General features: G+C 70.6%; 19 protein-coding genes. 8 read left to right on the top strand and 11 right to left on the bottom strand.

Annotated elements, in window-relative coordinates; all coding sequences use genetic code 11:
- Window positions 1-48 precede the first annotated feature (48 nt).
- Both BR31_RS0102525 and BR31_RS0102530 read right to left on the bottom strand, forming a co-directional pair.
- Window positions 49-1,320, bottom strand: a complete 1,272-nt coding sequence (locus BR31_RS0102525) for a ribonuclease D (protein WP_027499572.1) — start codon at window positions 1,318-1,320, stop codon at window positions 49-51.
- A 54-nt stretch (window positions 1,321-1,374) separates the two neighbouring features.
- The gene (locus BR31_RS0102530; RefSeq protein ID WP_027499573.1) at window positions 1,375-2,799 is read right to left on the bottom strand and encodes a WS/DGAT/MGAT family O-acyltransferase; all 1,425 of its coding nucleotides are present in this window, start codon (window positions 2,797-2,799) and stop codon (window positions 1,375-1,377) included.
- 80 nt (window positions 2,800-2,879) lie between these two features.
- Here BR31_RS0102530 and BR31_RS27245 point away from each other — a divergent pair, with 80 nt between their 5' ends.
- Complete coding sequence (locus tag BR31_RS27245) at window positions 2,880-4,145, top strand: alpha/beta hydrolase (protein ID WP_051636890.1); 1,266 nt, start codon at window positions 2,880-2,882, stop codon at window positions 4,143-4,145.
- Here the strand turns inward: BR31_RS27245 and BR31_RS0102540 are convergent.
- Complete coding sequence (locus BR31_RS0102540; RefSeq protein ID WP_027499574.1) at window positions 4,114-4,707, bottom strand: DUF3000 domain-containing protein; 594 nt, start codon at window positions 4,705-4,707, stop codon at window positions 4,114-4,116. The genes BR31_RS27245 and BR31_RS0102540 overlap by 32 nt on opposite strands.
- A gap of 116 nt (window positions 4,708-4,823) precedes the next feature.
- On the opposite strand from BR31_RS0102540, the gene BR31_RS0102545 reads away from it, so the two are divergent.
- The 4 genes from BR31_RS0102545 to hemQ all read left to right on the top strand — a co-directional run bounded on the left by BR31_RS0102545 (window position 4,824) and on the right by hemQ (window position 8,769).
- Window positions 4,824-5,516 carry a hypothetical protein gene (locus BR31_RS0102545; protein ID WP_027499575.1) on the top strand — a complete coding sequence of 231 codons (693 nt, stop codon included), beginning with the start codon at window positions 4,824-4,826 and terminating at the stop codon, window positions 5,514-5,516.
- A gap of 94 nt (window positions 5,517-5,610) precedes the next feature.
- Window positions 5,611-6,708 carry a uroporphyrinogen decarboxylase gene (gene hemE, locus BR31_RS0102550; RefSeq protein WP_037175236.1) on the top strand — a complete coding sequence of 366 codons (1,098 nt, stop codon included), beginning with the start codon at window positions 5,611-5,613 and terminating at the stop codon, window positions 6,706-6,708.
- Window positions 6,705-8,069, top strand: coding sequence for a protoporphyrinogen oxidase (locus BR31_RS0102555; RefSeq protein ID WP_027499577.1), 1,365 nt, complete (start codon window positions 6,705-6,707; stop codon window positions 8,067-8,069). The genes hemE and BR31_RS0102555 overlap by 4 nt, the downstream gene beginning before the upstream one ends.
- A 4-nt stretch (window positions 8,070-8,073) precedes the next feature.
- The gene (gene hemQ / locus BR31_RS0102560; protein ID WP_027499578.1) at window positions 8,074-8,769 is read left to right on the top strand and encodes a hydrogen peroxide-dependent heme synthase; all 696 of its coding nucleotides are present in this window, start codon (window positions 8,074-8,076) and stop codon (window positions 8,767-8,769) included.
- A 7-nt stretch (window positions 8,770-8,776) separates the two neighbouring features.
- On the opposite strand, the gene BR31_RS0102565 is transcribed toward hemQ, so the two are convergent.
- Window positions 8,777-11,212 carry a hypothetical protein gene (locus BR31_RS0102565; protein WP_156042336.1) on the bottom strand — a complete coding sequence of 812 codons (2,436 nt, stop codon included), beginning with the start codon at window positions 11,210-11,212 and terminating at the stop codon, window positions 8,777-8,779.
- 130 nt (window positions 11,213-11,342) lie between these two features.
- Between BR31_RS0102565 and BR31_RS0102570 the strand changes: the two genes are divergently transcribed.
- Window positions 11,343-13,649 (top strand): molybdopterin-dependent oxidoreductase, encoded by a 2,307-nt coding sequence (locus BR31_RS0102570; protein WP_027499580.1) that lies wholly within the window; start codon window positions 11,343-11,345, stop codon window positions 13,647-13,649.
- A gap of 4 nt (window positions 13,650-13,653) precedes the next feature.
- Here BR31_RS0102570 and BR31_RS0102575 read toward each other — a convergent pair whose 3' ends face one another.
- Window positions 13,654-14,190 carry a DUF1707 SHOCT-like domain-containing protein gene (locus tag BR31_RS0102575; RefSeq protein WP_051636932.1) on the bottom strand — a complete coding sequence of 179 codons (537 nt, stop codon included), beginning with the start codon at window positions 14,188-14,190 and terminating at the stop codon, window positions 13,654-13,656.
- A 203-nt stretch (window positions 14,191-14,393) separates the two neighbouring features.
- On the opposite strand from BR31_RS0102575, the gene BR31_RS0102585 reads away from it, so the two are divergent.
- Window positions 14,394-15,644, top strand: coding sequence for a serine hydrolase domain-containing protein (locus tag BR31_RS0102585; RefSeq protein WP_081830275.1), 1,251 nt, complete (start codon window positions 14,394-14,396; stop codon window positions 15,642-15,644).
- Between the two features lie 2 nt (window positions 15,645-15,646).
- Here BR31_RS0102585 and BR31_RS27250 read toward each other — a convergent pair whose 3' ends face one another.
- Both BR31_RS27250 and BR31_RS32530 read right to left on the bottom strand, forming a co-directional pair.
- On the bottom strand, window positions 15,647-16,387 hold the full coding sequence (locus tag BR31_RS27250) for a sigma factor-like helix-turn-helix DNA-binding protein (protein ID WP_331281114.1): 741 nt from the start codon (window positions 16,385-16,387) through the stop codon (window positions 15,647-15,649).
- A 9-nt stretch (window positions 16,388-16,396) separates the two neighbouring features.
- Window positions 16,397-16,600: a sigma factor gene (locus BR31_RS32530; protein ID WP_331281115.1), complete on the bottom strand. Its 204-nt coding sequence runs from the start codon at window positions 16,598-16,600 to the stop codon at window positions 16,397-16,399.
- A 125-nt stretch (window positions 16,601-16,725) separates the two neighbouring features.
- On the opposite strand from BR31_RS32530, the gene BR31_RS0102595 reads away from it, so the two are divergent.
- Entirely contained in the window at window positions 16,726-17,145 is a 420-nt protein-coding gene (locus BR31_RS0102595; protein WP_027499583.1) for a hypothetical protein, read from the top strand.
- Here the strand turns inward: BR31_RS0102595 and msrB are convergent.
- The 4 genes from msrB to BR31_RS0102615 are packed head-to-tail and all read right to left on the bottom strand — an operon-like array spanning window position 17,094 to window position 21,221.
- Window positions 17,094-17,513: a peptide-methionine (R)-S-oxide reductase MsrB gene (msrB, locus tag BR31_RS0102600; RefSeq protein WP_037175237.1), complete on the bottom strand. Its 420-nt coding sequence runs from the start codon at window positions 17,511-17,513 to the stop codon at window positions 17,094-17,096. The two genes, BR31_RS0102595 and msrB, sit on opposite strands and share 52 nt — an antisense overlap.
- A 36-nt stretch (window positions 17,514-17,549) precedes the next feature.
- A complete protein-coding gene (locus BR31_RS0102605; RefSeq protein WP_231496342.1) occupies window positions 17,550-18,812 on the bottom strand; it encodes a glycosyltransferase family 87 protein in 1,263 nt (420 codons plus the stop codon).
- A 59-nt stretch (window positions 18,813-18,871) separates the two neighbouring features.
- Window positions 18,872-20,443: an alpha/beta hydrolase gene (locus BR31_RS0102610; RefSeq protein ID WP_231496343.1), complete on the bottom strand. Its 1,572-nt coding sequence runs from the start codon at window positions 20,441-20,443 to the stop codon at window positions 18,872-18,874.
- 22 nt (window positions 20,444-20,465) lie between these two features.
- Window positions 20,466-21,221, bottom strand: a complete 756-nt coding sequence (locus BR31_RS0102615; protein ID WP_027499587.1) for a pyrimidine reductase family protein — start codon at window positions 21,219-21,221, stop codon at window positions 20,466-20,468.
- Between the last annotated feature and the right edge of the window lie 24 nt (window positions 21,222-21,245).

The raw sequence follows: 21,245 nt of genomic DNA on the forward strand, positions 1-21,245 counted from the left end.
TGGACGAACGGCCGGACACGACGTCCGGCCCGTCCACTCTAGCGCGTATTACTCACCAGTAACATGGGTGGGTGCCGTGCGCAGCGCCTCCGCGAGCAGCGGGGCCGTCAGCTCGCGCTGCCACCGCCTTGCGCCGCCTGCCGCCAGGGTCTGGTCGATCTCGGCGGTCACCTGCGCGGGGTCGCCGGGGTGATCGGCGGGATCGAAGTCCCAGCACAGGCGCCGGACGAGCTCGGGGGTGAGCAAGTTCTCCACCGGGACCTTCACTCGCTCCGAGAGTCCGGTGATGGCCGTGCGGGCCGCCGCCAGCCGCTCGGCGGCCTCGGGGTTGCGGCGGGACCAGCGGTTGATCGGCGGCGGACCGGTGAACGGCTGCGTCACAGGGGGTAGTTCCTCGGGCGGGAGTGCCCTCGCCCGTTGGAGTGCCTGCATCCACAGCGCCGAAGATCGGCGTTGACGCGGTCCGCCGAACACCGGCAACGATCGCAACGCGTCGACGGACTTGGGGTCGGCGGATGCCGCGGCGATGATCGCCGAGTCGGGCAGGACCCGCCCTGGCGCGACGTCACGCTTGCGGGCCAACTCGTCCCGCGCGGTCCACAGTTCGCGGACCGCGGCCAGCTGGCGCGGGGACTTGAGGGAGTGGATCTGCGACGTGCGCCGCCAGCGGTCGGGCTTGGGCTTCGGCGGGCCTGCGAGCCGCACGTGCTCGAATTCCTGCGCGGCCCAATCGGTCTTGCCCTGCGACTCGAGGTCCTCGGCGACGGCGTCGCGCAACTCCAGGAGCACCTCGACGTCGAGGGCCGCGTAGTTCAGCCAGGTCTCGGGCAGCGGGCGGTTGGACCAGTCGTCGGCGCCGTGCCCTTTCTTCAGCTCGAAGCCGAGCTTGCGCTCGACGATCGCGGCAAGGCCGACCCGCTCGTAGCCGGCCAGCCGGCCCGCGAGCTCGGTGTCGTAGAGGGCGGCGGGTCGCATGCCGAGCTCGTCGAGGCCGGGCAGATCCTGATCGGCCGAGTGCAGCACCCACTCGAGTGGGTTGATCACCTCGGCGAGCGGGGCCAGTTCGCCCGCGATCGGGATGGGGTCGACCAGCACGGTGCCCGCCCCCGCCCGCCGGAACTGCAGCAGGTAGGCGCGGTTCGAGTACCGGAAGCCGGAGGCGCGCTCGGCGTCGACCGCGAGCGGGCCGGTGCCCCCGGCGAGCCGGTCAACGGCCGCGGCCAGCAACCGGGTCGAGTCGACGAGCTCGGGGAGCCCGCCTGCGGGGGTCAGGAGCGGCACGGCGGTGCGCTCGGGGGCCTGGTCGCTGACATCGGACATGAACAATGACCTTACGGCGCTTACCCGGCCGCTTCCGCAGATGCCGGGTGCGCGTCACGTCCTGGCAGGCGTGGCCTTGCGCTTGCGGGTCTTGGCGCGGGCGGCCTTGACCATCTCCTCGAGGGCGGGCGCGAAGGCGTCGGCAAGGTCCCACAGCTCGGGGGCGAGCTCCGGGCAGGACACCAGGCCGACGTTCAACTTGCCGTCGAGTGACATCACCGTGGCGTTGAGTCCGGCGCCGTGGAAGATCGGGCCGAGCGGGAACATCGCCGCGATGCGCGCGCCGAGGAAGTACAGGGTGACCGGGGGACCGGGGACGTTGGAGCACACCAGGTTGTGCACCACCGGATGGCGTTCGGCCAGCTTGAGCGAGGAGTAGACCCGCATCGCCGGGCCGAAGGCCGCCGGCGCCGCGAACTGGGACCAGTCCTGCAGCAGGCTGGCGCCGAGCGAGGCGTTGTGCGACTTCACCATCGTGTTGTGCGCGTTGGCCTCGGTGAGCCGGGCGACCGGGTCGCCGATCTGGGTGCCCAGCTGGGTGAACATTCCCGAGATCTGGTTGGTCCCCGGTCGATCGGAGGTCTCGTGCACCGACACCGGGACCATCGCGACCAGCGAGGTCTCGGGCAGCTCGTCGCGGTCGGAGAGGTAGCGGCGCAGCGCGCCGCCGACCATTGCGAGCACCACGTCGTTGACCTTGACGCCGAAGGCGTCCTTGACCAGTTTGACCTTCGCGAGGTCGAGCTGCGCGTAGGCGATATTGCGATGGCCCGTCAGCGACCCGTTGAGGGAGGTCCTCGGCGCGGTGAAGGGGGCCGGCATCGCCTCGCCCCGCCGGGCACGGGTGATCCACTTCGGCAGCAGCGCGATCCCGCTCGGCAGGGCCTTGGCCAGCTGGAGCGGACGGCTGACGAAACCGAGCAGGCCGCTGACCGCGAGATCGAGGGTGTCCGCGTCGCCCGCCGAGCGCTGGTCGGGGTCGACCTCCGGTCGCGGCGCGTCGGGGGTCAGCCCGCACAGTTGCGCCATCATGCTCGCCCCTGTCACCCCGTCCACGTTCGCGTGATGCATCTTCGACATGATCGCGACGGTGCCGTCCGCCGAGCCCTCGATGACCCACATCTCCCACAGCGGGATGGTGCGGTCCATCTGCTGACCCGCGAGGTGGCCGCACAGCTCGGCGATCTCCTCGCGACCGCCGGGGCCGGGTACCGCGATCCGGTGCACGTGCCGGTCGATGTCGAATCCGGGGTCGTCGACCCAGACCGGGTGGTCGAGGTTCAGCACGGAGTCGTGCAGCTTTCTGCGGAAGGCGGGTATGCCCGCGACGCGCGCAGCCAGCTCCGTCTTGAAGGTTCCGAAGTCGTATCCGCCCGGGACCGTCGAGACGTCGAGGACGATCAGTCCGCAGACGTGCAGGAGTTGGGTGGGGGTTTCGAGATAGAGGAACGTTGAATCCAGACCGCTCAGTCTCTCCATGTCCCAACTTTAGAGCGCTTCTACTATTGAATCGGGTGAACGGAGAAGCCCGCTCCGTGCACAGGGGTGAAAGAGGTCACATGACACGAGGTTTCCTGATCCGGCAGGCGGTCAATGCGGCGCTGACGGCCAACGCGCTGCGTCCCGTCCCCGGCATGTGGGCCTCCGTACCCGCCTTCGTCGCCGGCTGGCTGACATCGGAACTGGCACCGCAGCAACTCGGGGCGACGGTCCTCGACGCGGGTGTCCACCTGGCACGCCACGGCGCGTCCACGCGCAGCGATCGGCTGGGTCTCGCGCTCGCGGCGGTGTCCGCGGCGGGCCTGACGGCTGCGATGGTCTCGTCGCGCCGCGCGGGGCAGGAGATGGCCGATGCCCTGCGCGAGATCGGCGTGGACGATCCCGGCGCGGGCAGTCCCATCGACTGGCGCTCGAGCAGCAGGCCGTTCCGGATGCGCCGCGACGATGTCGCCAGGGTCAGCAACATCGAGTACGCGCCGGGCGGCGCCCGGTTCCGCGTCGACGTCTACCACCATCGCGACCTGCCGCCGAACGCGCCGATGCTGCTGCAGATCCACGGCGGCGGCTGGGTGATCGGTAGCAAGGACCATCAGGGCCTGCCGCTGATGGTGGAGCTGGCCTCGCGTGGGTGGGTGTGCGCGGCCGTGAACTATCCGCTCTCGCCGCGCGCCAGTTGGCCCGCCCACCTCATCGCGCTCAAGCAGGCCGTCGCGTGGTTGCGGACGAACGGTGAACAGTACGGCGGCGATCCCGATTTCCTCGCCGTCACCGGCGGCTCGGCGGGTGGGCACCTGGCCGCGATGGTCGCGCTGACCGCCAACGACCCCGAGCTCCAGCCCGGTTTCGAGGACGTCGACACCTCGGTGTCGGCATGTGTGCCGATGTACGGGGCGTACGACTTCGCCGCGGAGACGGGGATCAAGCAGGTGCGCGCCCGGGTCGAGTCCAGGATCAGCGAGATGGTGCTCGGCAAGGGTGCGCGGTTCCCCGAGGACTATCTGGCCGCGTCGCCGCTGGCGAAGCTGCGCGCCGACGCGCCGCCGTTCCTCGTCGTACACGGCACGCACGACTCTCTCCTGCCGGTGACCGAGGCGAGGGAGTTCGTGGCGAGGCTGCGGGCGATCTCGACGAGCCCGGTCGCCTACGCGGAACTGCGCGGCGCGCAGCACGCCTTCGACATCTTCCACTCGATTCGGAGCGATCAGGTGATCCGCGCGATCGCGGCGTTCCTCGAGTCGGTCCGGGCGGGTAAGGCGTCCGGCGTGGAGCCAGCGGAGCGCCCGAACACCGAGCTCAACCCGGCTTCGGACTCCCGAGCTGGGTGATGCCGACCGGCGGCAGGCCTGCCGCATAGGCCAGGACCTCGCAGAAGGCCTCCACGTGCGCCCCGAGTTCGAGGGACGTCGGAGTCCAGGAGGCGCGCAGCTCGAGCTGGTGGGCGTGCGGGGGGCCGGCGATGTCGCCGTAGCGCACCGAGCTGGTCGCGGTCACGGTGCCGCCGAGCGCGGTCATCGGTTCGCCGCGGGACTCGAGCGCGTCGACCAGCCAGCTCCAGGCGACCTCAGGAAGCAGCGGGTCCGCGGCGAGGTCGGCGTCGAGGTCGGCCTGGATGTAGGCCACCAGTCGCATGGTGCCATTCCAGGCCTCGTCGCCCTCGGGGTCGTACAGCAGGATCAGCCGTCCGAAGGCGTCGCCCTCGGACTGTTCGGCCACGATGTCGCTTTCGGGATGCCGGACCTCGGCGCCGAGCGCGTAGCTGTACGGCGCCAACCGCTGAGGCGGCCGGATCGGACCGACCTCGATCTGCGGGTGAACCGAGGCCTTCTGCATCGCGGCTATCGCGCTGCGAAACGGAGCAGGCTCGGCAGGGGATCCCGACGTGGTCACACCGCGGACGTTAGACCTGCCCCGATCGTCGCCGGTGGAGGCGCGCCGGTTCTAGCGGCATCGGCTCCCGGCGCCCCGCTTCGTGCGTCGGTCTCGCTGCAGGCATCATGAAGAGTGTGGATCAGGTCCTCGGGTTTCTGTCGCACTCCTGGTGGCTGCTCTTCGTCTTCGGCGGGAGTATCGGCGGGGCGGTGAAAGCGGTCGGCGCGGCCAATCAGCGACGCGCCGAGCGGCGGCAGGAGCGCTACCGCCTGAAGCAGCAGACCAAGATCGAGATCGCTCGGGTCAAGGCGCAGAACCAGGCCGACGAGCAGACCCAGCGGCGCGAGATCGCCAAGATCGTCGACGAGCACGACCAGACCGATGCTCGCTGGTTCGGGTACGAGATGAGTCTCGTGACGCTGCTCGACTTCCCGATGATGACCGACATGCGCGAACCCCTGACGGTCGAGTTCCACAAGGCGAAGCGGCAGGCGGACCTGCTGCGGCCGGAGGACCAGGAGTCGATGGTGGGCAACCACGAGGCGCAGGTCGAGTACCGCGCCGCCGTGCATGCCTACGCGATCGCCTTCGATGTCTGCGAAGCGGAGGCGAAGCGACGGCGCCGCACCGGATTCACCGCCCGCGAGCAAGAACGCCTGGTGCGCGCCCAGCGGCTCCTGCGGCTGGCCATGGACGAGGCGGCCACGCCGGAGGAGCGGCAGAGCGCGTACGTGAAGGCGCGTAAGGACCTCGAGGGGCTGATCGTTCTCCCGGCCGGTGCCCGAGCACAGCTCGAGCATCGGATCGCAGGCCAGATCGGCGCGTGAGTCGCCGGAGGCCGCATCGGGAGTCGGGTTCCCGGTCGCGGATCTGGCAGCATGATCGGGAAAGGAACTTGGCGGGCGACGAGCGTTGGGACATATGAGCGACCTGGAAGACACGAATGCGGCCATGACGACCGGCGCGCAGTACCCGTACCGGCGGCTGCTGCCCCAGGCACCGCTGCTGGCGGCCGCGACCGGACGCACGCCGGCACACCGGCCAGTGTGGTTCATGCGGCAGGCAGGCCGGTCGCTGCCCGAGTACCGCGAGATCCGGGCCGGGATCGGGATGCTCGAATCCTGCTTCAACCCCGAACTGGTCTGCGAGATCACCATGCAGCCGGTGCGCAGGCACGGGGTGGACGCGGCGATCCTGTTCTCCGACATCGTCGTCCCGCTCAAGGCCGCGGGCATCGACCTCGACATCGTGGCAGGCACCGGACCCGTCGTCGCCTCGCCCGTCCGCTCGGCGGCCGACGTCACGGCGCTGCCGCGGCTGCGCACCGAGGAGGTCGGCGCGGTGACCGCGGCGATCTCGCTGCTCACCAGGGAACTGGGCGACACCCCGCTGATCGGTTTCGCGGGGGCGCCGTTCACGCTGGCCTCCTACCTGGTCGAGGGCGGCCCCAGCCGCAACCACGAGCGCACCAAGGCGCTGATGCACTCGGATCCGCAGACCTGGCACGCGCTGCTCGGGTCGCTCGCGGACACCACCATCACCTTCCTCAAGGCGCAGCTGCACGCAGGCGTCGACGCCGTGCAGCTGTTCGATTCCTGGGCCGGCGCGCTCTCGCTCGCCGAGTACCGAAAGTTCGTGCTGCCGCATTCGGAGCGGGTGTTCGCTGAGGTGGCCGAGGCCGGTGTGCCGCGGATCCACTTCGGTGTCGGCACCGGCGAACTGCTCGGCGCCATGGGCGAGGCGGGCGCCGACGTGGTCGGCGTCGATTGGCGGATCCCGCTCGACGAGGCCGCCCGCCGCGTCGGCCCCGGCAAGGCGCTGCAGGGCAACCTCGACCCGGCGGTGCTGTTCGCCGGCTGGGACGCCGTCGAACGCGAGGTCCGCCGGGTGGCGAGCGAGGCGGATCGGGCCGTCGCTGCGGGTGCGATCGGCCACATCTTCAACCTCGGACACGGGGTGCTCCCCGACACCGATCCGGGCGTGCTGACCGCGGCGGTGGAGCTGGTGCACTCGCTGTGACATCGGTCGCCGTCATCGGTGGGGGCATCTCCGGTCTCGTCGCCGCGTATCGACTGCGGCAACGCCTCGGGCCCGACGCCGTCATCACGATGGTCGAACCGTCCGGGCGCCTCGGCGGCAAGCTGCGCACCACGGAGCTGGCGGGCGACGGCGTCGACGTCGGCGCGGAGGCCTTCATCGCCCGACGCCCCGAGGTGCCCGCGCTGCTCGCCGAACTCGGCCTTTCGGATCAGATCGTCGCCCCCGCCGCGGTGCGTCCGCTGATCTGGTCCGAGGGCGCGCTGCACCCGCTGCCAGGGGGCGCGCTGATGGGCATCCCCGCGGACTCGGCCTCGGTCGCAGGCCTCGTCGACGACGCGACGCTGGCCCGGATCGACGCGGAGCCGGGCGTCCCGCTGGAGTGGCGGCCCGGCTCGGACACCGATGTCGCGACCCTGGTCGGATCCCGCTTCGGCGAACAGGTGGTGCGCCGCTCGGTGGACCCACTGCTCGGCGGCGTGTACTCGGGACTGTCGGATTCGATCGGCGTGCGCGCCGCACTCCCGACCCTGGCGGCGGCGCTGGACCGCGGCGCGGCCAGCCTGTCCGCTGCGGTCGCCGAGGCCCTGCCCGAGCCGAGCCCCGGTCCGGTGTTCGGCGGACTTCGCGATGGCTACGGCGTGCTGCTCGACGCGCTGACGGAGCGGGCGGCGGCGACCGTGGTGCGTGCGGACGCGTCGGGTCTCTCACGTGCGCCCGACGGGCAGGGCTGGTGGATCGATCCGGTCGGCCGGGTCGACGGTGTGGTCCTGGCCGTGCCGGCGCCGTCGCTGGCCGCGCTGCTGTCCGGCGTCGCGCCCGTTGCGAGTTCGGCCGCAGCCCAGATCCCGCTGGCCTCCTCGGTCGTCGTCGCGCTCGCACTGGACGAGGGGACGCCGCTGCCGCAGAACTCGGGCATCCTGGTGGCCACAGGGGAAGCCGTGCGCGCCAAGGCCTTCACGCTGTCCAGCCGCAAATGGCCGCACCTGGCCGAGCGCGGCGGGGCCCTGGTACGGGCCTCGTTCGGGCGGTTCGGGGACGCGGCCATCGTCGACGCCCCCGACGGCGAACTCGTCGCGGCCGCCCGCGCGGACCTCGAGACGGTCACCGGCCTGCGGGTCGATCCGGTCGATCCGGTCGACGCGGTCGTGCAGCGTTGGCACGGTGGGCTGCCGCAGTACGGGCCCGGCCACCTCGAGCGGGTGCAGGTCATCGAGGACGCGACCGGCGCGCTGCCGGGGCTCGCCGTCGCGGGGGCGCTGCTGCACGGCGTCGGTGTGCCGGCGTGCGTGGCGGCGGCGACCACGGCGGCGACCACGGTCGCGGAGCAGATGGCACGATAGAGCCATGGCACGCCTCGATTACGACAAGCTCAACTCCACGCTCCGCTACGCGATGTTCTCGGTGTTCCAGGTGCAGCCGGGTGTCCTCGAAGAGGACCGCACCAAGGCGATCGACGACGCGAAGGCGTTCTTCGGGTCCTTCGAGGACACCGACGCGACCGTCCGCGGCGTCTACGACATCGCCGGGATGCGCGCCGACGCGGACTTCCTGATCTGGACGCATGCGGAGCGGCTGGAGGATCTGCAGAAGCTCTACGCCGATTTCCGGCGCACCACGATCCTCGGTCGCGCGAGCGACCCGGTGTGGAGCAACGTCGCGTTGCACCGTCCCGCGGAGTTCAACAAGAGCCACCTGCCCGCCTTCGTCGCGGGTGAGGAGCCGGGCGCCTACATCTGCGTCTACCCGTTCGTGCGGTCCTACGAGTGGTACCTGCTGCCGGACGACGAGCGTCGCAAGATGCTCGCCGATCACGGCAAGGCCGGTCGCGGGTACCCGGATGTCCGCGCGAACACCATCCCCGCCTTCGCGCTCGGTGACTACGAGTGGATCCTGGCGTTCGAGGCACCCGAGCTCGACCGCATCGTCGACCTCATGCGCGACCTGCGTGCCACCGAGGCGCGGATGCACGTGCGCGAAGAGGTCCCGTTCTTCACCGGACCCCGGGTGGACGTCGACAAGCTCATCGCGTCACTGCCCTGACGCGGGCTCACGCCCCGAGTAACCGCCGCAGCTCCGCGAGCGCGGTCCGGTACTGAGGGGTGCGGACGTAGTCGCTGTGACCGGCGACGGTCGGCAGGTACCCGGACCTGTCGACCTCGTCGGCCCGCACGTCGATCCGGTTCGTCAGTCGTGAGTACGCCGGGAAACCCAGGTGATCGGTCTCGCGCCACAGGTTGATCCACCGTGGCGGCCCGGCCGCACCGCCGAGTAGGCCGGTCACCGTTCCCGGGCGCGGCTGTGGCGCAGGGCCACAGTCGTCGCGCAGGAACTCGTCGGGCGCAAACGGGCGCGCGCCCGACGCCGGCGCGTTCGCGATGGCATCGGGGCCGAACAGTTCCGGGAAGATGCGGCCGAAATAGGCACGCAGTTGGGACCCGTAGGTGAGCAGTGCGCCGCGCGCGGCAAGTTCCTCGGACCGCGGGTCGAGGAGCACCGCGACGGCCAGCACGGATCCCAACGAGTGGGCCGAGAGCACCACCCGGTTCTGGCTGTCCTCGTCGAGCCAGGCATCGCACCGCGCAACGAGTTCCGGAACCGCCCGCTCCGAGTAGCTCGGCGGACCGAACGGGTGCGCGGCGCGCGGGACCATACACAGCAGATCCCACACGATGCCGAGCGGCCTGCCGCTGTGCGGTCGCAGGACCAGAGCGCCAACCAGCGCCGCCGCGAGCGCCGCGGCGAACAGCGTGCCCAACGCTGTGACGACGTGCAGATGCGTGGTTGCCTCGGTGTCCTGTCGGGGCCGCAGCGGCAGGATCACGCAGGGGAGCAGGGCGAGGAAGGCGAGCGTGGCGAGGACGCCGATCGCCGGTTCGGCGCGGTGGGCGGCGTTGGCGAGCCGCTCGGCTGGGACGGTGTCCGGCTCCGCGAGCACGATCGCCTTCGCGGAGGTCGAGGCATCTCGGCTGCGGGTCCGGACGAAGGCCGTCCACCGAATTGCGCAGCACCCCGCCACCACGACCACGACCACCAGTGCGGCGGCGGCCGCGACCAGTCCGACGCCGAACCAGGCGAAGATCGCCGGGATACGGATCGCGGTCTGGCAGCCGACGGGTTCGTCCGATACCAGCTCGGCGGCCCCCTTCGAGCGGTTGAGCCAGTTGCCGACGCCGACCACAACGAGGTTCGACAGCAGCATGGCGCCGCCGAGCGCCAACAGCAGGAAAACACCGACCGCTCGTCCCGACCAGGCCTGAAAATCGCTCCGCGGCAGCGCGAGAGCGAGCAACACGAGGTAGACGGACGCACCCGCGATGACCGCAGGACCCCGTTGCCCGCACAGGTACGCCACCGCCGCCGCGCCCAGTGCCGTCGCCAGTACGACCGCCCACCACGGCGACATCCGCCGAAGCGACAGTCCGGCCAGCGCCAGCGCCAGCAACACGAGGACGAGGACGCCGGGAACCGCGATCAGGCCGTCCAGCCGCGTCACCACCCCCTCGGCGGGACGATCCGTGGCTCCTGGGCCGAAGGCGAGCAGCAGGGACTGCGACACGAAGGTGGCCGCGCTGACCGCGACGACCGCCCACGTCGACGCGGGCACCGTCCCGTCCTTGCGCCAAACCGGCACGTCCACGCCGCGCTCGCTCGTGAGAACCAGCCGGACCGCGCCCGCGACCAACGTGAGCACCGCGACGATCGCGACACACGAGAAGAGCCAGCCGAACGGCTCGTCGTGGGGTGGGGCGAACAGCGCGGTCATGGCCACGGTGCCCGCCACGCCCGCGGCGAGGTGGATCGCCGTCGTCTCGGCGGCATGGCCGCTGTTGTTCCAGAACCCCTGCCGCCGCAGAATCGGTGTGGCGCCCGCGGAGTCCCTGGTCTGCTCCGCGTTGTCCACGTCGTAGCGGGTGCGCGACCTCGACGAGATGAACCACAGCACCGCCAGCGTGGCCACGGGCACGAGCAGGGACACCGCCAGTCGCCGTTGCGGGGGCAGATCGGCCACGGCCTGGAACTGCGCGGGCAGGTCCCCGTGTCCGAACTCCAGGTACTGCAGCGCGATCAGGTCCGACGAGACCGACACCACGGTACTGACGAAGAGCAGGGTGAGGCCGAGCCCGAACAACCGGACCAGGGTCGCGGTCCGGCGCACCTGCGGTTCGATTGTGCAGAGATTCCGCGCCCAGTAGGCCAGGTTCGTCAGCCCGTACGGCAGCACCAGGCACCAGGCCGCCCTGATGACCGCGGCGAGCACCGTCTGCCCGATGGGCGGTGTACCACTCGGTGTCGTGCGTGCCAGCGCGCCCCACGAGTAGGCCTCCCGCCGCACACCCGGCGGGATGTGGCCGCGCTGCCCGGGCGTGAGAGCGGCCGCGGCGTCAGAGTCGACCGTCCAGAAGCCGGCGAGCTCGTCGCCGATCACCCGATGCACCTGGTCCGCCTGCACGTCGAGCATGGCGTGCGGCGGAGTGTTGCTCACGCCGTGGATACGAAGCTCCAGGACATGTGATGCCGGTCCGTCGCCGGGACTCATGAATCAGGCATACACCCAATTCCGGGCGCCCGAGGGCGTTCCGGGCGGTGCTTGCCCTGGTGGCAGACTGGCCGCCATGAGTTCGGGAACCACGCGCCGCCAGCACATGGCGCATTGGGGCATGTTCGAGGCCGAATCCGACGGCGCCGAGGTGACCGCCGTGCACCCGTACCCCGGCGACGGCGACCCCTCTCCGATCCTGGCCAACGCGGTCGGTTCGGTCCGGCACCGCTCCCGCATCGCCGGACCGGCGGTCCGGCGCGGCTGGCTCGAGGACGGTCCCGGGCCAACGGATCGGCGCGGCAGCGACGAGTTCGTCGCGGTGTCCTGGGACGAACTGGCCGACCTGCTCGCCGGTGAGCTGCGTCGCGTGGTGGATACGCACGGCAATCGCGCGATCTTCGGCGGCTCCTACGGTTGGTCCTCGCCGGGCCGCTTCCACCACGCGCAGAGCCAGGTCCACCGATTCCTCAAGATGCTCGGCGGCTACACCCGCTCCGAGCACAGCTACTCCCTCGGCGCGACCGGCGTGATCATGCCGCGCGTGGTCGGGACGCACTGGAAGATGTTCGCCCGCTCCACGAACTGGGAGGTCATCGCCCGCGAGACCGACCTGATGGTGTGCTTCGGGGGAGTGCCGCTCAAGAACACCGCCGTCAACGACGGTGGCACCAGCCACCATCCGACCCGCGGCGCACTCGATGCCATGCGGGCGCGGGGCGGCCGGATCGTGTCCCTCAGCCCGTTGCGCGACGACCTGCACGGCGAGGCGGAGTGGCTCGCGCCGCGCCCGGGCACCGACGTGGCGATCATGCTCGCCTGCGCCTATGTGCTCGCCGACGAGGGGCTCGCGGACCTGGCCTTCCTGGATCGCTACTGCATCGGCTACGAGGTGTTCGAGCAGTACCTGCTGGGCAAGGCCGACGGCGTCGCGAAGACCCCCGAGTGGGCGGCCGCTCTGTCGGGCCTGCCCGCGGACACCATCGCGGACTTGGCCCGCCGAATGGCGAAGGGCCGCACCATGATCTCGGTCACCTGGTCGCTGCAACGGGTGCGGCACGGCGAGCAGGCGCCGTGGGCGGGCATCACCCTGGCCGCGATGCTCGGCCAGATCGGTGTGCCGGGCGGCGGTTTCGGGCACGGATACGGCTCGATGAACGAGCCGGGGCTGGCGCCGGTGCCGTACCCGTTGCCGACCCTGTTCCAGGGACAGAACCCGGTGTCGGACTCCATCCCGGTCGCGGCGATCTCGGACCTGCTCCTGAACCCGGGGCAGGAGTACGACTTCGACGGTCAGCGCCGCACCTTTCCCGACATCCGGCTGGTGTACTGGGCCGGGGGCAACCCCTTCCACCACCACCAGGACCTCGGCCGGTTGCGCCGCGCGCTGGGCCGGCCGGACACGATCGTCGTGCACGACCCGTACTGGACGCAGATGGCCAAGCACGCCGACATCGTCGTCCCGTCCACGACCTCCCTCGAACGGGAGGACCTGTCCTGCACGCGCAACGATCCGCTGATGGTCGCGATGCACGCGGCCACACCGCGTTTCGCCGACGCCCGCGACGACTACGACACCTTCGCCGCGCTCGCGCACCGGCTCGGGTTCGGGGAGCGGTTCACCGAGGGCCGCACCGCGGGGCAGTGGATCGAGCACCTGTACGGACAGTGGCGCGGGTACGTCCTCGCGGACGGCGGGGAGGCGCCGGAGTTCGACGAGTTCTGGCGGCGCGGGCACGTCCGGATGCGCACCGAGGACGAGTTGACGCTCTTCGAGGAGTTCCGCGCCGATCCCGAGGCGAATGCGTTGCGCACCCCGAGCGGCAAGATCGAGATCTTCTCCGCCGACATCGACGGCTTCGGCTACGACGACTGCGCCGGGCACCCGAGGTGGTACGAGCCGGAGGAATGGCTCGGTGGGCGCAGGGCCGAGGCCTTCCCGCTGCATCTGATCGCGAATCAGCCGAAGACCCGGCTGCACAGCCAGCTCGACCACGGAGCGACGAGTCAGGGATCGAAGGTGCAGGGGCGCGAACCGATCCGGCTGCACCCCGACGACGCGGCCGCCCGCGGTATCGCGGACGGGGACGTGGTCCGGGTGTTCAACGACCGAGGCGCCTGCCTGGCCGGGGCGGTGCTCGACGAGGGCGTGCGCGATCGCGTCGTCCAGCTCGCGACGGGCGCCTGGTTCGACCCGTTGGACCCGGCCGACCCGAGTTCGATGTGCGTGCACGGCAATCCGAACGTCCTCACCGCCGACGTCGGCACGTCGAGCCTGGCGCGCGGGTGCACCGGCCAACATGTCCTCGTGCAGGTCGAGCGGTTCGACGGCGAGCTGCCGCCGATCCGCGCCTACGACCCGCCCACGATCCGGCCGCGATGAACGGTCAGATCTTGTCGGGGTCGTTCTTGGATTCCAGCTCGAGGATCCGTTCGGTGGCCTCCTGGAGACGCTTCTTGCGTGACTTGGCTTCCGCGTCTTTCAGCTCCCCGTAGATCTCCTCGTCGGTGTCGCTGAACCTGAGGATCATCCGGGGGAGGCTGAGAGTGATCAGCAGTGACGGCCAGACGACCCAGGCGTAGTCCCAGTCGACGACCACCTGCAGCACAAGGAAGGTCACGAGGGTGACGCCGAAGATCACCCCGTCGAGCGAATCGACCAATCCGCCGCGTCGGCGGAGGGACGACAGCTCCGCATCGGCTCCGGTGGAAGCGACGGCGGCGGGGTTGTTCTCGCCGACCGGGATCTTCCGAAGGCGCCCGTCGACCTGCTCGAGCGGCACTCCGCCGGGAAGCCCTCGGAAAGCGCCGCGCATCACGTCGAGTGTGCGTGCCGAGGCGATCACCTCCGAGCGGTCATAGAACTCGGCGGTGTCCAACCGTCCTGCGGCGTAGTGCTCGCTGACGGCGTTCAGGGCGTGCATGCGCTCGTCGTCGCTGAGCAGTAGATCCTCGCGGCCGGGTTCCTCTGTCACGTAACGACTCTCTCCGTGTGTGGTTGTCGGACCTCAACGGACGATCTTATGAGCTACCGCCCGGCGCTCGGAGGCGCGGGAACGCGACTGCGGCAGGACACGCCGCCGCATTCGCCGGTGTGTGGCACCGCGGCGGCGTACGGTCGTCAGGCATGGACCGTCGTGCGGTGACCTGTCGACCACGCCATCTCCGAGCGGCCGGCGCCGCATTTGCCCTGACCCTGCTGCTCGGCGCCTGTTCGTCGGACACCGGGTCGGACTCGGGAGCCGCCTCCGAAACCACAACGGTCGGCGCGCCTGCCCCCTCCATCGACGACGCGACCCTGCAGTCGACCGTGCAGGAGGCAGCCAAGGAGTTCCTGCTGCCCGGCGCCGTGGTGTTGCTGCGCACCCCGGAGGGTGAGCAGACCGTCACCTACGGCACGACCGAACGCGGCGGCGGTGCGCCGGTGACTCTCGACGACCACGTCCGGGTCGGCTCGAACACCAAGACCTGGACGGGAACGGTGATCCTGCAGCTGGTGCAGGAGGGCAAGATCGCCCTCGAGGACCCGGTGTCGCGGTATCGGCCCGAGGTCCCAGGCGGCGATGGCATCACGATCGAGCAGTTGCTGAACATGCGCAGCGGGCTGTTCAACTACAGCGAGACGCTCGAGCTGAACGAGGCGCTCGATCGGGATCCGCAGAAGGTGTGGACCCCGGAGGAGCTGCTCGCGTTGGGCTTCGCGCATCCGCCCTACTTCCCGCCAGGGGAGGGCTATCACTACTCGAACACCAACTTCGTCCTGCTCGGTCTGATCGCCGAGCAGCTCGACGGCAAGCCGCTCCAGGAGATCTTCCGGGACAGGCTGTTCACCCCGGTCGGCCTGGCGCACACCGAGTTCCCCGCGCTGACCTCGAATGCGATCCCCGCCCCGTACTCGCGCGGCTACATGTTCGGGGACAACGTCATGACCATGACCGACCCCGCGATCCCGCCGGACATGCAGGCCGCGGCGACCGCGGGCACCCTCGCGCCGAACGACGTCACCGGCGGCAACCCGTCATGGGCGTGGTCCGCCGGGTCGGGCATCTCCACCGCCCATGACCTCGCGACGTGGGCGGAGGCCCTGGCCGACGGCAAGTCCCTCGACACCGACATGCAGGCCCGCCGCCTCGCGAGCGTGCAGCCGGTCGACCCGAGCAAGCCCGACGGGCCCGGGTACGGCTGGGCGATCGCCAAGCTGGGTCCGCTCTACGGCCACACCGGCGAGCTGCCCGGCTACAACTCGTTCATGGGCGCCGATGCCGAGAGCGGTGTGACGCTGGTCGTCTGGGCCAACCTCGCTCCCGGCGCCAACGGTCAGGACCCGGCCAGCACCATCGCCAAGACGATCATCGAGAAGATGTTCGCCCCCAAGTGAGATCAGCTCTGTCCGTTCTCATTCCACGGACGGAGTTTCTCCGGGTTGCGGACCGCCCATATGTGAGTGATGCGGCCGCCTGCGAGGTCGAACGCTGCCACGGTCACGGTGACGCCTGCGTGCTGGGCGACCAGGCCGGGCCTGCCGTTGACAGTGCGCTCCATGAGCGCCAGCCCAGGGGCCTTGTCGGCGATGTGGACCAGGTACCGGGCGATGTGCTTGCCGCCCTCGACCGGGCGAAGGACCGTGCCGACCAGGCCGCCGCCGTCGGCGACCATGGTGGCGTCGGGGTCGAGGAGGTCGACGAGGGCCTCGATGTCCCCGGCTTCCCACGCCTGCTTGAAATGCCGCACCAGACCAGCCTGTCCGGCTGTCGGACCCGCAGGAACCCGCGCGGCGCGAATCCTCCGACGGGCCGAGGACGCCAGCTGCCTGCAGGCCGCGGGCGTCCGGCCGACGATCTCGGCGATCTCGGCGAAGGGGTACCGGAAGACGTCGTGCAGGATGAACGCCACGCATTCGGCAGGTGTCATCGACTCCAGCACGACGAGGAAGGCCATGTTCACCGACTCGTCCAGGGTGACCCGGTCGGCGGGGTCGGTCGGTTCCGCCCTGCCGCCGCCCGATCTCCCGCTGAACCACTCCGTACGGTCGGGGAGCGGCTCCGGTATCCATGCGCCGACGTAGCGCTCACGCCGGACCCGCGCCGAGCCGAGCACGTCCAGGCAGATGCGGCCGGCCACGGTCGTCAGTCAGGCGCCGGGCGACTCGACAGCCTCCTGCCGTTGCCGCGACATCGCATACCAGCGGGCGTAGGTTTCCTGCACCGCGTCCTCGGCTTCGGAAAGCGATCCGAGTAGCCGGTAGGCGAGATTGGTCAGATGGCGCCGCTCGGCGACGATCGCGGTCGGGCCCGGTTCGGGCCGGTCATGCCCTGGTTCGGATGGGGTGCTCAATGGTCGCGACCGCTCCCTGATTCTTCTCGTCCGCTTTGCGTCGCCTCACATTTCGCGGGCCCGTGTCGTCGGAGTATCGAGACACTACCGATCCACGGCCGCGAGGCAGAAGAGGGGACCGCACGATGGCGACACAGACGACGGCAGTATGGGGCAGACCCACGTTCCTGCGGGTAGCGACAGCCCTGCAGACCTTGACCATCTTCTTGCAGGCGGTCACCGCCGGAATGCTGCTGTCCTCGTCGCCCGGCGAGGTACTGCACGGCGTCGGAGCGCGCGTGATGTACGGCGCGTCGATGCTGTACGTGCTCGCCGCGATCCTGGCGTGGCGACCGGGCGGTGGCTCGCCCCGCCCGATCCTGTACGCGTCCGGCTTCCTCGTGCTCGCTTCGGTGCAGGTGGTGCTCGGCATCGCGCGGATGCCCTCGCTCCATGTTCCCCTCGGCGTCCTGATGTTCGGCCTGAGCGTGCTGGCGCTGGGCCAGAGCGGGTCTCAGTCCTGCGGCACCAGGCGGAGCGAGATCGAGTTGATGCAGTACCGCTGATCGGTGGGGGTTGGGTAGCCCTCGCCCTCGAAGACGTGGCCGAGGTGGCTGTGGCAGTTCGCGCACAGCACCTCGACCCGGCGCATGCCGAGCGTGGTGTCCTCGCGCAGGATCACCGCGTCGGAGTCGGCCGGATCGAAGAACGACGGCCACCCGCAATGCGATTCGAACTTCTCCGTGCTGGTGAACAGCAGCGCGTCGCAGGCCCGGCAGTGGTACTCGCCGACGGTCTTCGTGTCGGTGTACTCGCCGACGAACGGGCGCTCGGTGCCCGCCTCGCGGAGCACCGCGTACTCCTCGGGGCTCAGGCGCTCGCGCCACTGCGCTTCGGTGAACTGGACGGGTGCCGGATCTGCCGCGGAACTCATGGCACCACGGTACTCAGCCGGTTCACATTTGTCGGCTCAGCCGACGGTCACATCTGTCGGCTCAGCCGAGGCCGCCTTCGGGCGCTCCTTGAGCAGGAATGCCGGGTCGATGCCGCCGTCCAGCCTGTTCTCGCGCTTCGCGACGAGATACCGGCCGAGCAGGACCGCGAAGATCACGATGAGGAGCAGGCTCCAGCCGAGGGTGGTCTTCATGTACTCGGCGGCTCGGCCCGCGGCAGGGAACCGTACCGACAGCCAGCTGTCGTAGCTCATGAACCCGTAGACGGCCAGCCAGGCGGGCCAGTTCCGCATCACCGAGTTCCGCAGCACCACGCTCATCAGCAGCGGGAACAGCATCATCGAGTAGTACATCTGGCCGAGCGAGCCCAGCAGGAACGACGCGGTCAGCAGCACGCCGGAGGCAGTGGTGACGAAGAAGAGCTGATCGTCGCGGTAGTAGCGGTACAGCAGCCACAGCGACACCAGGACCATCACGCCGAACAGCGCCCGCAGCGCCAGGATCAGCAGGTCGGGCAGCCCGTAGTAGGCGCCGTTGCCGACGATCGCGCTGTTGAAGTAGTCGCGGGACTCCATCAGATACGGCGCGGTGCGGCGCACGAAGTCCATCGGGTCGGCCGACAGCGGCCAGGCGATCGCGGTGAGGATCAGCGGGATGCCGACCGCGGTCACGAAGACCTTCCACTGCTTGCTCACCAGCGGCAGCAGCAGCAGCGGTGCCAGGATGGGTTTGACCGCGAACGTCAATCCGAGGGCGACGCCCGACCACGCGTCCTTCTTGCGCAGCAGCAGGTACATGAACGCCACCTCGCCCAGCAGGACGAGGCCGTTGATGTTGGTGAAGACCAGGGTGTTGGTGACCGTCTCGGACGCGAACATCGCGAACAGCAGGATCGGCGCCGCGATGGAGTCGAGCGCCAGGTTGAACATCTTCAGCATCAGATAGCCGGCGATGATGACAGCCGCCGCGTTCACCAGGATGAACAGCCAGCGCGAGCGCTCCGGGTCGATCAGCGCGATCGGGGCGATCATCAGGGTTCCGCTGGGCGGGTACAGGTAGTGCGGGTCCACCCAGTTGAAGTTCGCGGTGTAGACGGGCTTGTGGTTGAGGAAGGCCAGTGCCGCCCGGTAGACCGGAGCGAAGTCGTCCGTCCGGAACCCGTTCACCGCCTTGACGAGCACTCGATGCAGCACCGTCATGATGGCGAGCGGCCACAGCGCGAACTTGACCACCTCTGCGGTCGTCCGGCCGGTGCGTGGTTCGAGATGTCGAAGGAACACCGTGGCACGGTACACCGAGCGGGCACCCGGGCGTTCGGGTGACACTCCACGCGGCCGCCTCAGCCCGGGCAGGCGCCGCCGTCCGGGGGCAGCGAACCGGTGCGGGCGTACTCGGCGATCGCGAGCTGTCCGCAGCCGGAATGCGTCGACACCGGATGCCCGCTGCCGAGCCAGGCGACGGTCGCGTTGGCGGCGCCCGCGGCCGCGACCGCGCCGGTGACCGACCCTGCCCCCGCGCTGCCGACGATCGGGTCGGCGGCCCCGCTGAGGGTGAGCACCGGGACGTCGAGCCGGGAGGGCAGCTCCGGCGGCGGCGTGGTGGGCCACGCCGTGCACAGCAGTAGCGACAGCGCGGCGTCGGGCCCGAACACCGGGTACTGCTCGGCCCATGCGGTGCGCAGCTCGCGGGCACGGCCGGGCGTCGGCCACTGATTCCCGTCGGAGCAGCGCGCGATGAACTGTCCGTCCGAGTCGGTGGCGGCGGCGGTGTGCCCGATGAGGGAGTCGAGCGGGCCGATGTCGCCGCGGCCTGCCGCGGCCAGTACATCGGAGAACTCGCGGACGCGCGCCTGCTGATCGCCGCGGGGCGCGCCGAGGAATCCGGTGAGGGCCGTCAGCAATCCGTTCGAGGAGACCGGGGCCAGCTCGCCGGCCGAGGCGCGGCGGACCAGGTCGGCAACGGCCGAGCGGGGATCGGGGCCGAGCGAGCAGGCGAGCGCGGCGCACTGGCGGGCGAAGGCGGCCAGTGCCGCCTCCTGACCCGCGACGCGGGACTCGGCGGCCGTCACGGCGTCGGCGCGGACCGAGCCGGGGGCGTCGAGGACGAGCCGGGAGAGCCGATCGGGATGCTGCGCCGCGTACGAGAGCCCGACCGCCGCGCCGTTTCCTGTGGTGAGCAGGCCCAACCGGTCGACGCCCCATGCCAGCCGCAGCTGCTCGAGGTCGTCGGCGGCGTGCGCGGCGTCGAAGGCCAGCTCCTGCGGCTGCAGGAAGTCGGTGCAGCCGACCGTGGCGTCGCGGCTGAGTGTCATCACCTTGTCCGCGGCGTCGCCGCCGTCGGGGTCGGGAGGGGAGAACTGTCCGAGGTCGAGCATGGCTCGGCGCAGGCCAGGGGTATCGATGCACTCGATGGTGGTCGAGGTACCGATGCCGCGACGGTCAACTGCCACCACCGGGCGGGCCGCCAGCAGGTCGGTGATGGGACCCGCGGCCAGCGCCGCGAGGGTTGCGGTCGATGCCCGGTCCGCGCCGGAGGTGAGCACGAGTGGGCCTGCGTCGGCCGGGGTCTGTGGGAGCCTGGCCCGGGAGACCCCGAGGCTGAAGGTGCCGGGGATCGAGGAGGACGGGTCGATCGGCGCCGCGAGTTGTGCGCACTCGATGATCAGCCCGGCCGGTCCCGGTCCGAGACCGAGCGTGTCGAGGGTGGTGCGGGTGCAGTCGCTCCAGTCGAGGTCCGTGCGCGGCACCTCGAGTGGGTGCGGCTCCTGCTCGGCGTCGGCGGCCGGGCTCGTCGTCTCTCCCGGTCGCTGCGCGACGGCGACGTCGGGGCGCACGCTCGGCCCGGCGCTGCAGGCGCAGCAGAAGGCGAGCACCACGGCGAGCGGCCACGTCCTGCGCAGTGGGGATGTCACGCTGCACAGCCTGCCAGGTCGCTCAGCCGTTCCGCTCGCGTACCCAGCGTGCGAGCAGCGTGCCGTCCTCGTCCCCGAGCAGGTGCGCCCGACGCATCGCCGTCGGGGCGGCGTCGGGGGAGGACGCGATCCGCGGTGCTCGACCGGCCACCAGCAGCGGGGCCGTGGTCAGGCACAGCTCGTCGACCGCGTCCGCGGCTAGCAGCTGTCCGAACAGTGCGGGGCCGCCCTCGCAGAGCACCCGCGTGAGGCCGAGCCCGTGGAGGGTGTCGAGGATCGCCGACGGCGGCACGGTGGACTCGCCGAGTTCGAGGACCCGCGCGCCCGCCGCCTCGAGCCCGGCCTTCCTGTCGTCGGGTGCGGCGGCGGTGGTGAGGATCAGGGGTGCCACGGTGGTGTCGGTGAGCAACCGGGACGCCGGGTCGATGTCGGCGCTCGCGGTGACCACTGCGATGGGCGGCGCGTCCGCCTGGCCGCGCTCGCGCCTGCGTGCGCTGCGCTCCGCCGTCACCCGGGCGCCGCCGTAGTTCTCCGCCCGCACGGTTCCTGCGCCGACCAGGATCACGTCGGCCAGTTCGCGCAGGACACCGAACAGACGTTTGTCGGCGGGGGTGCCCAGTCCTGCCGAGGTCCCGTCCGCGCTCACCGCGCCGTCGATGCTGGAGACGAAGTTGACCCGGACCCACGGCGCGGACGTCGTGTCCGGATAGAGGTGCAGGTCGCGCAGCTCATCGTCGTCGAGCGGTGTGAGGTGGGTCGCAATATCGAGGCGGTGCATATGTGAGATAACAGCACGTAGATA

The organism is Rhodococcus sp. UNC363MFTsu5.1 (genome assembly GCF_000686785.1).
Classification (GTDB): Bacteria; Actinomycetota; Actinomycetes; order Mycobacteriales; family Mycobacteriaceae; genus Rhodococcus_G; species Rhodococcus_G maanshanensis.

Coding starts and splice junctions, on each gene's coding strand:
- BR31_RS0102575 (WP_051636932.1), bottom strand. CDS start 14,190: ATGCACGCCCTGAACGCCGTCAGCGAGCACTACGCCGCAGGACGGTTG.
- hemE (WP_037175236.1), top strand. CDS start 5,611: ATGAGCGACCTGGAAGACACGAATGCGGCCATGACGACCGGCGCGCAG.
- BR31_RS0102570 (WP_027499580.1), top strand. CDS start 11,343: ATGAGTTCGGGAACCACGCGCCGCCAGCACATGGCGCATTGGGGCATG.
- BR31_RS0102585 (WP_081830275.1), top strand. CDS start 14,394: ATGGACCGTCGTGCGGTGACCTGTCGACCACGCCATCTCCGAGCGGCC.
- BR31_RS27245 (WP_051636890.1), top strand. CDS start 2,880: ATGACACGAGGTTTCCTGATCCGGCAGGCGGTCAATGCGGCGCTGACG.
- hemQ (WP_027499578.1), top strand. CDS start 8,074: ATGGCACGCCTCGATTACGACAAGCTCAACTCCACGCTCCGCTACGCG.
- BR31_RS0102615 (WP_027499587.1), bottom strand. CDS start 21,221: ATGCACCGCCTCGATATTGCGACCCACCTCACACCGCTCGACGACGAT.
- msrB (WP_037175237.1), bottom strand. CDS start 17,513: ATGAGTTCCGCGGCAGATCCGGCACCCGTCCAGTTCACCGAAGCGCAG.
- BR31_RS0102530 (WP_027499573.1), bottom strand. CDS start 2,799: ATGGAGAGACTGAGCGGTCTGGATTCAACGTTCCTCTATCTCGAAACC.
- BR31_RS0102525 (WP_027499572.1), bottom strand. CDS start 1,320: ATGTCCGATGTCAGCGACCAGGCCCCCGAGCGCACCGCCGTGCCGCTC.
- BR31_RS0102595 (WP_027499583.1), top strand. CDS start 16,726: ATGGCGACACAGACGACGGCAGTATGGGGCAGACCCACGTTCCTGCGG.